The organism is Collinsella aerofaciens (assembly GCF_001404695.1).
Taxonomy (GTDB): Bacteria; Actinomycetota; Coriobacteriia; order Coriobacteriales; family Coriobacteriaceae; genus Collinsella; species Collinsella aerofaciens_E.
In genome coordinates, this window is sequence record NZ_CZAQ01000013.1 from 1 (window position 1) to 13,239 (window position 13,239).

General features: G+C 64.0%; 11 protein-coding genes. 3 read left to right on the forward strand and 8 right to left on the reverse strand.

Annotation, left to right across the window (positions count from 1 at the left end; all coding sequences use genetic code 11):
• The first annotated feature begins 255 nt into the window (after window positions 1-255).
• Window positions 256-1,389 (forward strand): IS110 family RNA-guided transposase, encoded by a 1,134-nt coding sequence (locus AQ996_RS04700; RefSeq protein WP_055251567.1) that lies wholly within the window; start codon window positions 256-258, stop codon window positions 1,387-1,389.
• A 45-nt stretch (window positions 1,390-1,434) separates the two neighbouring features.
• Here AQ996_RS04700 and AQ996_RS04705 read toward each other — a convergent pair whose 3' ends face one another.
• The 3 genes from AQ996_RS04705 to AQ996_RS04715 are packed head-to-tail and all read right to left on the reverse strand — an operon-like array spanning window position 1,435 to window position 4,762.
• Entirely contained in the window at window positions 1,435-2,640 is a 1,206-nt protein-coding gene (locus AQ996_RS04705; RefSeq protein ID WP_055251484.1) for an ABC transporter permease, read from the reverse strand.
• Window positions 2,627-3,814, reverse strand: coding sequence for an ABC transporter permease (locus AQ996_RS04710; protein WP_055251486.1), 1,188 nt, complete (start codon window positions 3,812-3,814; stop codon window positions 2,627-2,629). The genes AQ996_RS04705 and AQ996_RS04710 overlap by 14 nt, the downstream gene beginning before the upstream one ends.
• A gap of 9 nt (window positions 3,815-3,823) precedes the next feature.
• Window positions 3,824-4,762 (reverse strand): ABC transporter ATP-binding protein, encoded by a 939-nt coding sequence (locus AQ996_RS04715; protein WP_055251488.1) that lies wholly within the window; start codon window positions 4,760-4,762, stop codon window positions 3,824-3,826.
• A gap of 151 nt (window positions 4,763-4,913) precedes the next feature.
• On the opposite strand from AQ996_RS04715, the gene AQ996_RS04720 reads away from it, so the two are divergent.
• Together AQ996_RS04720 and AQ996_RS04725 are read left to right on the forward strand one after the other, a co-directional pair.
• A complete protein-coding gene (locus tag AQ996_RS04720; protein ID WP_148315852.1) occupies window positions 4,914-6,104 on the forward strand; it encodes a sensor histidine kinase in 1,191 nt (396 codons plus the stop codon).
• Window positions 6,101-6,730 carry a response regulator gene (locus AQ996_RS04725; RefSeq protein ID WP_055251492.1) on the forward strand — a complete coding sequence of 210 codons (630 nt, stop codon included), beginning with the start codon at window positions 6,101-6,103 and terminating at the stop codon, window positions 6,728-6,730. Before AQ996_RS04720 ends, AQ996_RS04725 begins: the two co-directional genes overlap by 4 nt.
• A gap of 590 nt (window positions 6,731-7,320) precedes the next feature.
• On the opposite strand, the gene AQ996_RS04730 is transcribed toward AQ996_RS04725, so the two are convergent.
• The 5 genes from AQ996_RS04730 to AQ996_RS04750 are packed head-to-tail and all read right to left on the reverse strand — an operon-like array spanning window position 7,321 to window position 12,971.
• Complete coding sequence (locus AQ996_RS04730; RefSeq protein WP_055251494.1) at window positions 7,321-7,662, reverse strand: 4Fe-4S dicluster domain-containing protein; 342 nt, start codon at window positions 7,660-7,662, stop codon at window positions 7,321-7,323.
• 7 nt (window positions 7,663-7,669) lie between these two features.
• Window positions 7,670-8,758: a hydrogenase large subunit gene (locus AQ996_RS04735; RefSeq protein WP_055251496.1), complete on the reverse strand. Its 1,089-nt coding sequence runs from the start codon at window positions 8,756-8,758 to the stop codon at window positions 7,670-7,672.
• Between the two features lie 5 nt (window positions 8,759-8,763).
• Window positions 8,764-9,483 carry an NADH-quinone oxidoreductase subunit C gene (locus AQ996_RS04740; RefSeq protein WP_055251498.1) on the reverse strand — a complete coding sequence of 240 codons (720 nt, stop codon included), beginning with the start codon at window positions 9,481-9,483 and terminating at the stop codon, window positions 8,764-8,766.
• Window positions 9,483-10,076: an NADH-quinone oxidoreductase subunit B family protein gene (locus tag AQ996_RS04745; protein ID WP_055251500.1), complete on the reverse strand. Its 594-nt coding sequence runs from the start codon at window positions 10,074-10,076 to the stop codon at window positions 9,483-9,485. The genes AQ996_RS04740 and AQ996_RS04745 overlap by 1 nt, the downstream gene beginning before the upstream one ends.
• A gap of 12 nt (window positions 10,077-10,088) precedes the next feature.
• Window positions 10,089-12,971, reverse strand: coding sequence for a proton-conducting transporter transmembrane domain-containing protein (locus AQ996_RS04750; protein WP_055251502.1), 2,883 nt, complete (start codon window positions 12,969-12,971; stop codon window positions 10,089-10,091).
• Between the last annotated feature and the right edge of the window lie 268 nt (window positions 12,972-13,239).

The window sequence follows — 13,239 nt, forward strand, 5'->3', positions numbered from 1 at the left end:
ACGTCCATTACAGTCGAAATTGTCAGCCCGGGACCGTCTCGGGCTACGATTGAGGCGCGCCCAGAACGGGCCGCCGACCGGGCGCCCGCGCACGGCCGAACGTCCCTGCCCCCGAGAGGGCCCGTTGGGTGCTGCCGGCGCGGGACGCGCCGCCCCCGACGGCTGATAGGAAAGTGCCGGGCAGGTGCCGCGGCTGGTAATGTGAGTGCCGAGGGGGAGGCCATCCGGTCGAACGACTACCGGAAGGATACCACCGTGAAAGCGCCATCCACCAGACCCGCGGCCGTGCTCGGCCTGGACGTCGGCAAGTCATCGCACTGGGCCTGCCTGATCGACCGCGACGGGGAGGTGCTGGCCAGCGCCCCCGTCCGCAACAGGGAGGCCGAGCTCGACGCGCTGTTCGCCTCCGCGCCCGCCGGCACGCTCGTCGTCGTCGACCAGTTCCGCAACATAGGGTCCCTCGCCGTGAGGCGGGCCCGCGCCGCGGGGCTCGGGGTCGCCTACCTGCCCGGGCTCGCCGCCAGCCGCGCCGCGGGCCTGTTCGCCGGCGAGGCCAAGACCGACGAGCGCGACGCCGCGGTGATCGCGCGGACCGCCCTGGGCGTGCCGGACTCCCTGTCGGGGGTCCCGGGCCGCGGCGAGGCCCTCGAGGCCGCCCGCGCCCTCTCGTCGCAGCGCGACCACGTCGTCGCCTGCGCGACCAGGGACAAGAACCGCCTGCGCGCGGTGCTGCTCGAGTCCTGCCCGGCCCTCGAGGCCGCGGTCGACCTGTCGGACCGGCGGTGGCTGGAGCTGCTCGCCGGGTTCGGCGGGGCGTGGGGGATCGCCCGCTCCGGGGCCGGGGGCCCGCGGGCCGAGGCCGCCGGGGAGGCCGCGGCCGCCTCCACCGCGCCCCCGCCGGCGCTCGTCGAGGCCGAGAACAGGCAGGTCAGGTTCCTGGCCGCCCGGATATCGGAGGCCCTCGACGAGGCCGGGGCCCTCGAGGCCGAGACGGCGGCGCTGCTCGAGGGCGACGAGACCTACGCGTGCCTGCTCACCGTGCCCGGCATCGGCCCGAGGACCGCGGCGCAGCTCGCGGTGTCGGTCGACATCGGGAGGTTCCCGGACCACGACCACCTGGCCTCGTACTGCGGCATAGCCCCGAGGGTGAGGAGCTCCGGAACGTCGGTGAGGTCGGTCAGGGCGTCCAGGCGCGGCGACGCGAGGCTCAAGTCCCTGCTGATCTTCTCGTGCAACAGCCTGGTGAGGTCCTCGGGGCGCTACGGCGAGTACTACCGGGCCTGCAGGGCGCGGGGCATGGGGCACGGGCGGGCGCTCAAGGCCGTCGCGAGGAAGCGGCTCAGGGCGATATACGCCGTGATGCGCGACCGGGTGCCCTACCGGGAGTAGCCCCGACGGTTGACAAAACTATAGGAACACCCAATGACTAGGTGGCTAGGCGTGGGATTTGTTGTGCGCGAGGGCTAGGCCTACGGCGGCGATGGCCGCGGCAAAGAGCACCGTGACGCCCAGATCGCAGGCGATGTCGCCCAGCACGGTGGACGTCAGGTCCGCGGCGAGCGCCTTGCCGATCGCGTCGTTCACCCAATACGTCGGCACAAAGTGCGCCACCGTCTGCACGGCCGAGCCCATGAGCGACAGCGGCATCCAGGCGCCGCCCAAAAACGTCATGAGCATGCCGAGCAGGTTGCCCACACCGTTGAGCAGCTCCTCGCGCGCGCCCAGGCTCGACAGCGTAAAGCCAACGGCCAGCGGCGTGCACGCCAGGGCAAACGTTGCCGCCAGCGCCAGGCACACGCGACCCACGCCGACCTCGGCAACCGCGCTGGCAAAGCCCACGACGCCCATCATGCTCGACACGAGCCAGATGCAGACGGTGAGCACGGCGGCGGCCGCGAACACAGCGAGCGAACGCTGGCGCTCAGAGACCGGGCTGGCATCCATGCGGCGCACGCGCTCGGGCTCGTTCATGCCCGAAAACACCAGTCCCACCGACACGATGACCGACGAGATGATCGCGTACGCGCCAAAGTTGAAGTACGACTCGAGCGTGGTAGCAGCAGTCGAGTCGACCTTGACCTGCTCGATCTGGACCTCCGCGCGCTTTGCGGCCGCGTGCTCGGCGGCCCTTGCGACGTCACCGTTGGAAGCAGCGGTTTCAAGCGCCGCCGCAGCGCCCGCGAGCGAGATCCAGCGCGAGGCCTCGGCGGACGAAAGCGCCGCCGCCATGGTGCCGGAACCATAGGTCACGTCGAGCTTGGGCAGGGCCTCCCCCGCACGGGCGGCTGCAACAAGATCGTCCTCAAACCCCTCCGGGATAAAGAACACGCAATCGGCACTGCCCTTGGCGCTGTTGCTCTTGGAGAGCGCGTCGGCAAGGTCGTATGTGTCGTCGCCGACGCCCGTGACCAGGTCAAAGCGTGAGCCCAGGTGCTTGGTAAGCGCCCGCGAAAGGTCGCTATTGTCGCGGTCGACCACGATCACGTTGGTGTCGTAGGGCTTGTACTCGGTAAGCTGCGACGAGTTCCAGCTCACCGAAGCCGCGATGAATACGCCCATGAGCGAGATGAACACCGTATAGATGAGCAGGTAGAACGGGTGCGCCAGCGCCATGCGAAGCGCGGTCTTAAAGGTGCTCATAGCGGCTCCTTCCAAAGATCAGCGTAGCGGCGGCGACAAACACCAGGGCCATCAGGACGAGCGCGCCGGCGCGAACAGCGAAGGGCCCCAGGTCCTCAAAGAAATACAGGCGATTGAACATGTCGCAGATGAGCTTGACGGGGTTGAGCCAGCACTCGACCGGACAAGCGCGGGCGACGTCGTCGGCAAGCGCCATCGCCGGCTCGCCGTAGAGGCCGGCGAACAGGGCGCACGTGGTGGCAAAGCCCGTGAGGATGCCCGACTTGGATGCCTTGCCGCCCTTAACGGGAAGCGTGCCCACAAAAAGCCCCAGGCCCGTGGCGGCAAGCGCGGATGCAGCCCCGCCCAGCAGGCACAACCCCTCGCGCCCGCCAAAGTCGACGCCCACGACCAGGCGCACGTAGCCGATCGCAACCGCCATCGATGCAAAGGAAACCAGCCACGAGCCGACAAAAATGCCGGCCAGCGACGCCGTCTTGGAAAGACCGCCCACGCAGCGGCGCGCGCCAAGGCCCGACAGATTAGGCTGCAAATCGACGACGCTCAAGGCGGCAAACTCGGCAGACATCATCGCGACCAGGCCAAAGAGCGCGTAGTAGTAGATGACCGTGCCATCGGGCGTGGCACGAGTCAGGCTCATGCGGCGGGTTCCGCCCTCGAGCGACAGGGCGTGCGCAACCGCCTCCGGGTCGGCGAGCGCCGCCGGGTCATCTTGAGCAATCTGGGCCATGAGCTCGGCATTTTGCGTATACGAGCTTGCCACCGTTTCAAGGATGCTGCGATCGGTAAGCACCGACGAGGCGCGCGAGCTGTCGTAACTCGATAGCAGCGTGAGCCTGGGCGTGCCCGCGGCATCAACCGTATAGATGCCCGCGACCTCGCCGGCCTTGAGCGCTTTGCGCGCGGCAGCCAAGTCTTCGTACTCGCTCACATCGAGCAGCTGGTCGTCACCTTCCTTGGCAAGCGAAGCCGCCACGTTCTTAAAGGTCGAAGCGTCCCAGGCCTCGTCCGCCACGACGGCAACCGGCACCGGGTCGATCTTACCGTCGGAGCTGAGGTTCACAAACATAAACATAAACATCGTGGAAAGCGCGACGGGAAAGACCGCGCCCCAAACCCACGTGCTCGGCCGGCGCAGCAGCGTCTTGACCGTGGTGATGATGGTGTTGAACATGGCCGCCCCCTAGTCGCGCAGCTCGCGGCCGGTGATCTCGAGGAACACGTCGTTGAGGGTCGGCGGTTCGGAATAGATGCGGCCGAGCGGCACGTCATGCGAGCGCAGCGCATCGAGAATGTCCGTCAGGTTGTGCGGGCTCGCTTCGCACGAAAACGTGAGCTGTCCCGCCGTTGCCGAAAGGTCCAGAACGTGCGGCAGGCTTGCGACGGCACCGAGCGCCGCACTCGGAACCTCGCCGACCTCGATTACAATCTTCTCGCCCATCTGAATCATGCGCTTGAGCTCGTCGTTGGTGCCCTGCGCCAGCACGCGGCCGCCGTCCATGATCATGATGCGGCTGCAAATTTGCTCGACTTCCTCCATGTAATGGCTGGTATACACCACCGTGGCGCCCTCGTCGCGCAGGCGGCAGATGCCCTCCAGGATGGCGTTGCGGCTTTGCGGGTCGACCGCCACCGTGGGTTCGTCAAAAAAGATGAGCTCGGGCTTGTGCGCGATGCCGCAGGCAATGTTGAGACGACGCGCCAGGCCGCCCGAGAGCTTGCCAGGGCGGAACTTGGTAAAGTCGCCCAGGCCGACAAAGTCGATCGCCTCGTCCACCAGCGCGCGGCGGCGCTTGCGGTCGTTGACGTAGAGACTGCAGAAATAGTCGATGTTCTCGCGCACGGTGAGCTCGTCGAACACCGCCACCTGCTGCGGCACCACACCGATGCGGCGCTTGAGATCGTAGCGGGCGGGCGTCATGCGCTCGCCGAACAGCTCGATGGTGCCCTTGTCGTAGGCGAGCAGCTGCAGGATGCAGTTGATGGACGTGGTCTTGCCCGAGCCGTTGGGGCCCAGCAGGCCAAAGATCTCGCCGGGGGCGATACTCAGGTTAAAGTGGTCGAGCGCAATAAGGTCGTCGTAGCGCTTAACGAGGTTTTCGACGTGGACGATGTCTGTCATGAGGCGGCCCTTCTGTTGCTTGTGGCCCGGTATGATTGCATCATCGCAGGAGCTGACGGCGCGCACCAGTGAGCTTTGTCACGAGTGCGGGGCGGTCGCGTAGCCTGCTGACGCGACCGCCCCGCCGCGCGGGAGGAATGTCACGGTTGCTTTGAGTGGCGCCTCCCCCGTGCGCGGCATCGCGTACAATACCCGTATGAACAGGCTATTCGACAAATCGATCGTGCTGGCGTGCTGCATCGCAGCCGCCACGGGCCTTGCTGTGGATGCTCGCCTGGTCGCGGCGTTTTGCCTTGGCGTTGTCATCGCCGCACTGGCCGAGGTCGCGCAGGGAGAACGCGCCCGTCGCGCCAGCGAGGCCGGCAGCTACGCCTACGTCATCGCGGCTGTCTTCGTGCCGCCGTTTGTGCCGTTCGCACCTCTCGCCCTCTATGACATCGCGCGACGCGTGCGCCGTGAACGCATCTGGCCCGCGCTGGCAATTGGCTCCATGTTTGCCTGCGCACTTGCCACGGACCTTCGCTGCGGCGCGCTCACCACCCGAACGCTGTTGCTAACCGCCATCCTTTCGGTCGCCGCCACGTTGCTGTCGCTGCGCACCGCGCAGCTGGAGCGCGAACAGGAACGCATGCGTCGCACCCGCGACAAGCTGCAAGAACGCGCCCTGGCACTCGAGGCACGCAACCGCGACCTCGCCGACCGTCAGGACTACGAAGTCGAGCTCGCGACGCTCGCCGAACGCGCCCGCATCGCGCGCGAGATCCACGATAACGTGGGCCACCAGCTCACGCGCGCTTCGCTTCAAACCGAAGCCCTGCGCGTGGTCCATGCCAACGAGCCCGGCGTTGCCGCCGATTTCGCCGACGTCAAATACACCGTTGACGAGGCGCTCCAGCTCGTGCGCGCCAGCGTCCACGCGCTCAACGACAATGCGACCAACCTCTCCGTGCAGCTCGAACGCATCGTTGAAGGCGCGCGCTCGGACAGCGGTCCGCAGATTGGGCTTGAGGTTTTGGCCGAGCATGCGCCCGCCAACGTCGCCAACTGCTTTGCGGCGGTGCTGCGCGAGGCGCTTTCCAACGCCATGCGCCACGCTTGCGCCCATGCTGTCACTGTACGTTGCATGGAGCATCCGTCGTTTTACCAGCTCATCGTTACCGACGATGGCGCGGGCGGGGTTCAAGCAAGCGGCCACGGCGCCGCGGAGGGCATGGGGCTCGCCTCTATGCGCGAGCGCATCGAGGCGCTTGGCGGCACCTTCACCGCCGGCCCGCGTGCCGGCGCCGGCGGCTGGCGCGTGTTTGCCACCGTCCCCAAACAGCAAGGAGATGATGGCCGATGAGGCTCATCGTTGTCGACGACGACCACCTAGTGGTCGATTCGCTCAAGATTATCCTGGGCGCCCAGCCGCAGATCGAGGTGGTGGGCACCGGTGCCAACGGCAACGACGCAGTGGCGCTCTACGCTGAGCACTCGCCCGACATCGCGCTGCTCGACATTCAGATGCCGGGACGAGACGGCCTATCGGCGGCGCGCGAGATCCTCGAGCGCGATCCTGCGGCGCTCGTGGTGTTCCTGACGACATTCTCGGATGACGAGTACATTGTGTCGGCGCTCAAACTGGGCGCCCGCGGCTACCTGATTAAAACCGATGTCGCCGCCATTCCTCCGGCGTTGGCGCAGGTCATGAGCGGCAAACGCGTGCTCGAGGGTAAGGCGATCGAAGATGTTGACTTTGACGGGATGGGCAACAAGACGGGCGCGCCCCACCGGCCCGCGGCCTTTGCCGGTCTGACCGACCGCGAGTTCGAAGTCGCCGAGCTCATCGCCCGCGGTCTCGATAACAAGGAAATCGCCGCCACCGCCTATATGGGCGAAGGCACGGTGCGCAACCACATCAGCTCGATCCTTGCCAAAATGGGTCTGCGCAACCGCACCCAAATCGCCATCGCCTACCTGCGAGGGTAATTACCCAACGGCCAACCGCCCCGGCATAGCAAAATGGCTGCTACCGATTTAATACCATTTCAAAACTATGCCGGTTTACTACGATGAATCGCCCGCCTTCGACCACGGCAAATTGCGCGCTTGCAAAACCGCAGGTAGAACGCCTGCAATATTTAGAAAAATGCAGTCATGGTCGGGAATGTCGAATTCATCGTAGTAAACCGACATAGTTTTGTTCGGATAGTCCTGCACGGATACCATCCCAGGCCTCGCGGAACAAAAATGATCCGTTTTCTTCCGCCCGCGGAGATCGGCTGACAGCGCCCGCCACGAAATCGGCCCATCTACTACGTTTGACTCAATATCCCCGACCATACCCGCTTTTCATGAAAAATCGCAGGCGTTCTACCTGCGGTTTTTATTTCGCATTACTTGCCATGGTTGAGGGTAGCGGCTTAAACGTAGTAGATGGGCCCATTTCGTGGCAGACGGGTCATTTTCGGGCTGGACGGGTCGCGTGGCGGCCCGCACACGCGTTCACGCGCGGGGCCGGCGGGGCATTTTTGCCCCGCCGGCCCCTATTCCAGCGCTATACCAGCCCCATTCCAGCGCTACTCCGGCTTGGTTTCTACCGTGGGGGTCTTGTCCGCCGCGACTGGAGTGCGCGCGGTATCCATAGTCAGGCAGTGCTTGGGGCAGCTCTCGATGCACTCGCCGCACACCACGCAGGCATACGGGTCGATCGACCACGTTCCGCCCTTGCGATCGACCGCGAGCGCGCCCGCCGGGCAGCGACGCGCGCACATGCCGCAGCAGATGCACACGTCCATGTCGTTGACGATATGCCCGCGCAGGCGCTCGGGTGCCGCGAGCTTCTCCTGCGGATAGCACACCGTGACCGGCTGCTTGACCATAGAACCCAAGGCCGTCTTGGCAAATGTCAGCAAACTCATGCCGCGCCTACCTTTCCGTACAGCTAATACAGGGGTCGATGGTCAGGATAATCATAGGCACGTTGGCAATGAGCGCGCCCTGCAGCGCATGCGTCAGGCCCGCCAGATTTTGCGACGTCGGCGTGCGCACGCGGAAACGGTCCAGATTCTTGGTGCCGTTGCCGCGCACATAGTAATACGCCTCGCCGCGCGGCTGCTCAATCACAACCTCACCGCGCGCGCCGTCGGCCGGCGTGAGCTTGGTGCGCCCGCCGATACCGTCGTGCGGAATCTTGCCCACAAGCTCCTTGATGATGTCCATAGCCTGCGTGACCTCGGCACAACGCACCTGGCAGCGGGCATAGCAATCGCCATCGGTAGCAACGATGGGCTCAAACGCAGCCAGGTCCGCATAGGCACCGTCGCCGAACATGCGCACGTCGTAGTCCACGCCCGAGGCGCGCCCAAACGGGCCGACCATCGAAAGCTCCAGCGCATCTTTCTTGCTGATCACGCCCACGCCATGCAGACGCTCGCCACAGCTGTCGTCGTCCAAAAACGTATGCACCAGGGCCTCGTAGTCGGGGCGCATGGCGTCGAGCGTCTGGACAATGCCGGCCAGCTCGGAGTCCTCAATGTCGTGCTTAAGGCCGCCGATCTCGTTGATCGACAGAATCACGCGACCACCGCACGTGCTCTCAAAGATCTTGAGAATCTGCTCGCGCAGGGTCCACGAACGATAGAACAGCGCCTCGAAGCCAAAGGCGTCGGCAAGCAGACCCAACCACAGCAGATGCGAATGAATGCGCGAAAGCTCATGCAGAATGGTGCGGATATACTGCACGCGACCAGGCACCTCGATGCCGAGCATACGCTCGCAGGCGCTGGCGTAGCCGCAGCTATGGCCCACGGCGCAGATGCCGCAGATGCGCTCGGCGATGTAGCCAAACTGATGCATATCGCGCTTTTCGGTGAGCTTCTCGAGTCCGCGGTGCACAAAGCCGATCTGCGGAATTGCCTCGATGACGCGGTCGTCATCGATCACCAGGTCCAGATGAAGCGGCTCGGGCAGCACTGGGTGCTGCGGGCCAAACGGAATAACGGAGCGATGTGCCATGGACCTTACGCCTCCTTTTTCTGCTTATCGCGGGCGGCCTTGGCGGCAAGCGCCGCACGGACCTTGGCCACTTTCTCGGGATCCATGGCGGCGAGCTTCGCCTCAATCTCGGCAGCCTTGAGCGCGGCCTTCGCAGCAGCCTCATCATGCTGAGTATCGGAGCCGGCAGCCGCAGCGGGCTGAGCGACGACAGTGCCCGCGGCATCGCCAGCGCCCGCGGCGCCCTCCCCTGCAGCAGCGGCAGCCGCGGCGGCCTTCTCGGCCGCGGCCTTGCGCGCCTTGGCCTCGGCGGCCGCGCGGACTTTCATGGCCTTCTCACGCGCGGCCTTCACCTCGGGTGTGATAACGCTCATGGGTTCAGCGGTCGAGACCTGGTAGAAAAAGCCCTTAAAGTCGATCTGCATATCGGTGATGGCAAGACCAAACAGATCGTGCGCTTCGTTTTCAAACGGGAATACCGCCGGATAATACGAGCTGATGGACGGAATCTCCTGATACTGGTCGATACCCTCAACCACCAGGTTCTCGATCGCATAGCTGCCGCCCTGCGCAATATGCTCCTGAGCAGCATGAACGTTGATAAACGTATAGACCAGGCGATACGAACCGTCGTCCACACAGCGCTCGGCGTGCATCTGCACAAAGCGGGCACCGGCGCCCTTGAGCGCCTGGACATGCGACAGCAGCGCATCGAGCTCGACGGTGGTATAGATTGCCTTTTGCATTACTCGGCCTCCTTTGCAGCGACGGACGCGGAGGACGGCCCAGCAGGTGCGTCACCAGCGGCGGGCGCGTCGCCGGCCTCAGCCGCGGCCACAAACCCGTCCTCGCCCAACTCAACGCCACCGTCCCAAGTAGCGGCACCGCCCACGGTAAGCGGATCGCCGCCGGCGCGCATCACGGCCTCCTTCTGGTCCAGGATGCCGCACGCCTCCACGATGGCATCGATCACGGTCTCGGGGCGAATGGCGCATCCGGGCGCGTACACGTCCACGGGAATCGCGCGGTCCACGCCGCCGATCACGTTATAGGCATCGCGGAACACGCCGCCCGAGCACGCGCAGATACCGCAGGCCACCACACACTTGGGCTCGAGCATCTGGTTGTAGATCTGACGCACGACAGGCAGGTTCTGAGCGTTGACCGACCCCGTCACCAAAAAGATATCCGCATGCTTGGGGTTGCCGGTGTTGACCACGCCAAAGCGCTCCGCATCGAACAGCGGCGTGAGCGAGGCCAGCACCTCGATATCGCATCCGTTGCAGCTCGAACCGTCGTAATGAATAACCCACGGCGAGCGCGACATTTTATGATCCATGGATGCCGCCTCCTAAATAAACACGTCGACGAGGATGGGCATAAGGTTGAGCAGGCCAAACACCAGTGCCACGCCCCAGCCGAGCTTAAAGCAGCTGCGCCAGGTGCTACGGGCGAAGGTGTTGTCGATCAGCACCTCGACAAAGTACGTCGCGACCATCACGACCAGGGCTACAACCCAGCTCACGGGGTTGTCCCAAACAAAGAACATGCCCACCCACATCAAAAACAGCACGGTCTCGCACCAGTGCATAAGGGTCATCTTGGCCAGCGTGCCGCCGCTCATCTCGGTGGCGACGCCCTGGACGATCTCCTGATGCGCATGATGCGAGTACGAAAGGTCAAACGGCGACTTGCGCAGCTTGATGGTAAGCACCGCGAGCAACGCGAGGAAAATGGGCGCGCTGTACACGATGATAGGGGCCGACTGCCCCGTCACAGCAATGGAATCGAAGCTGTCGGTGGCAAGGTACAGGCCCACACTCATCAGCAGAACGGCGGGCTCGTAACTCATGACCTGCAGCAGCTCGCGGTCGGCGCCGACCTGAGCAAACGGGCTTTGCGTCGAGGCGGACGCCAACACCACAAAGATCGCGGCGAGGGTAACCATAAACGCGCACAGCAGCGTGTTGGAGCCCGACACAAAGATGCCGCCGCCCACCACGGTAAAGATGAGCGCGCACGCCATGTAGGTGTCGTCCATGGTGTTTACGCTGGCGGGGGCCTTGCGCAGGAGCTTGGCCACATCGTAGAAGGGTTGTAGCAGGCGCGGGCCCACGCGGCCCTGCATGCGAGCCGAAAGCTTACGGTCAACGCCGTCGATCAGGCCACCAACCAAAGGCGCAATCAAGGCAAACGCCACGGTGCCAATAAAGATGCCCACGACGCCCGAACCTTCAAAATACTTGCCGCGCAACACCGAGGGCGCGCTCATGGCAAGCCGCTCGGGCCCAATCCACGCGCAACACAGCAGCGCAAACAAGATAATGCTGCAGCACACGACGCTACCCGCGGGGCCAATACGCTTCTCGCCAAGGGCGTCCTCCGAGTACCAATTGCGCTTTTCGGCCTTCACCTCGCGTCCCATCGAGCCGCGGAAATGGCGATATTTGTCGGTTCCCACGCCCGAAAGGTACACGTTGACGTGCGGCTTATTGCTCACGCGGAACGACGTCAGCAGCACCACGGCGATAAACGCTACGATAACCACCATCAGATACATGGCGTCCTTGCCAATAACGTACGGCACGCGTCCAAACACCATGGCGAGATAGGGCGATACCAGACCGCTCGAGATAACCGGAAACGCCACGCAGCACAGAATCAGCAGCGCGGCGATGGTGTTGAGCGCCATCCATTCGGTCTTATGGACATTGACCTCGGCGTTTTGAGCCGTGGGGTCGACGCCCGAAAGCTTGGCAAGCCACTTGCCCCAAAAATAGAACGTCGCGGCCGAGCCAAAGGCCAGCACCATGATCATGAGCACGTTGCCGGTCTGCGCAAACGCCACCAGGGCGCCCCACTTGGACACGAGCATGCCAAACGGCGCCACAAACATGCCCATGATGCCCAGCATCATAAGGCGCGTCAGGTGCGGCATGCGGCTGAACATACCGTCCATGTCCTCGATATTGCGGCTGCCGATATGATGCTCGGCCGTGCCCACGCACAGGAACAGCAGCGACTTTGCCACCGTGTGGAACAGGATTAGGAAGATGGCGGCCCATACGGCCTCGGGCGCGCCGACACCCAAGCAGGCGCTGATAAGGCCCAAGTTGGAAATGGTGGAGTACGCGAGCACACGTTTGGCGTTGCTCTGCGAGATGGCCATGAGGGCAGCGAGCAAAAACGTGATGGCACCCACACTCGTGACCATAAAGCCGGTCACGGGATAGATGGCATAGAGTGGGCTCAGCTTGACCATCAGGAACACGCCGGCTTTGACCATGGTTGACGAGTGCAGCAGGGCGCTCGTGGGTGTGGGGGCAACCATGGCACCCAACAGCCACGTGTGGAACGGCATCTGTGCGGCCTTGGTGAGCGCGGCGAGCGACAACAGAATGACCGGCATCACCAGCAGCGCAGATTGCGCGGTTCCGGCGCCGGAAAGCTCGATCATGCCCGAGATGGTCAGCGGCATGCTGTTAACGTGCAGGTACATGAGTCCGGCCAAAAACGCGATACCGCCCAGCATGTTGAGGATGATCTGGGTGAAGGCGTTCTTGATGGCCTCGGGCGTGCGCGTGTAGCCAATCATAAGGAACGAGCACACGGTGGTGATTTCCCAGCCGCAGAACAGCCACTCAAGGTTGTCGCTCGTCACGATGACGAACATGGCTGAGAGGAACAGGAACATAAGCGCCAGGAACTGCGGGCGACGGTCGGGCGCGGTCTGCCCGCGCAGCGCAGCCTCGTGCTCGTCGTGGGCCTGGAAGTCCTTCATGTAGCCCAGGGCATACACGCAGATAAGGCTGCCGACGATGCCGACGGCGAGGACCATGATCACGCTCATGTAGTCCAGGTAGAGCGGGGTTGCGGTGACGGCTTCGGTCGCGGGCAGCGTCATGGCTGCAAAGGCGAGCGAGCCCACCAACTGGACTACGCTGAGCACCGTGGTGAGCGCGTTCCTATATTTGTACGCGTTGTACAGGATGACGGCGCACAGGATGACGTCGATAACGGAACTGATGATCGAGAGCACATGCGAGGTGCCGGGGGCAACCTCAAAGCTCTGCGGACCCGTGCCAAAAAACATGACGGCGACTACAACTGTCACCGCCATAATAATGCCGGAGCCTATGAGCCCCACCGCATCGCGGGTGCGGTCACCGCGCGCGAGCAGCATGCCCAGCGCCGGTACCAGCGGAAACAGGGTAAGGAAATACAGTAGCGTCATACCATCACTCCCCCATGCAAAAACGCTGCAATTGTTTAACGTTATAGCTCAATTACGGGGTTGCGGTGGCAGGTTTTCGGTCAACTGGGGAGTTTTAGGCGTACGGGGCAAGGAGTCTGTCCGCATTGGAGTAGAGGGGTGACGTCCCTTTACCGCAGCGACGGACGCGCGGGCCACTGCGCGCGGTTTATTGGGCACTTTGGAGGATGTCCCAATAGGCTCGCGCCGGTCCAAAAAGTTGGCGCGGCAAGAAAAATGCGCCCCTGTG

Coding starts and splice junctions, on each gene's coding strand:
- AQ996_RS04735 (WP_055251496.1), bottom strand. CDS start 8,758: ATGGCACATCGCTCCGTTATTCCGTTTGGCCCGCAGCACCCAGTGCTG.
- AQ996_RS04715 (WP_055251488.1), bottom strand. CDS start 4,762: ATGACAGACATCGTCCACGTCGAAAACCTCGTTAAGCGCTACGACGAC.
- AQ996_RS04730 (WP_055251494.1), bottom strand. CDS start 7,662: ATGAGTTTGCTGACATTTGCCAAGACGGCCTTGGGTTCTATGGTCAAG.
- AQ996_RS04750 (WP_055251502.1), bottom strand. CDS start 12,971: ATGACGCTACTGTATTTCCTTACCCTGTTTCCGCTGGTACCGGCGCTG.
- AQ996_RS04725 (WP_055251492.1), top strand. CDS start 6,101: ATGAGGCTCATCGTTGTCGACGACGACCACCTAGTGGTCGATTCGCTC.
- AQ996_RS04705 (WP_055251484.1), bottom strand. CDS start 2,640: ATGAGCACCTTTAAGACCGCGCTTCGCATGGCGCTGGCGCACCCGTTC.
- AQ996_RS04710 (WP_055251486.1), bottom strand. CDS start 3,814: ATGTTCAACACCATCATCACCACGGTCAAGACGCTGCTGCGCCGGCCG.
- AQ996_RS04740 (WP_055251498.1), bottom strand. CDS start 9,483: ATGCAAAAGGCAATCTATACCACCGTCGAGCTCGATGCGCTGCTGTCG.
- AQ996_RS04745 (WP_055251500.1), bottom strand. CDS start 10,076: ATGGATCATAAAATGTCGCGCTCGCCGTGGGTTATTCATTACGACGGT.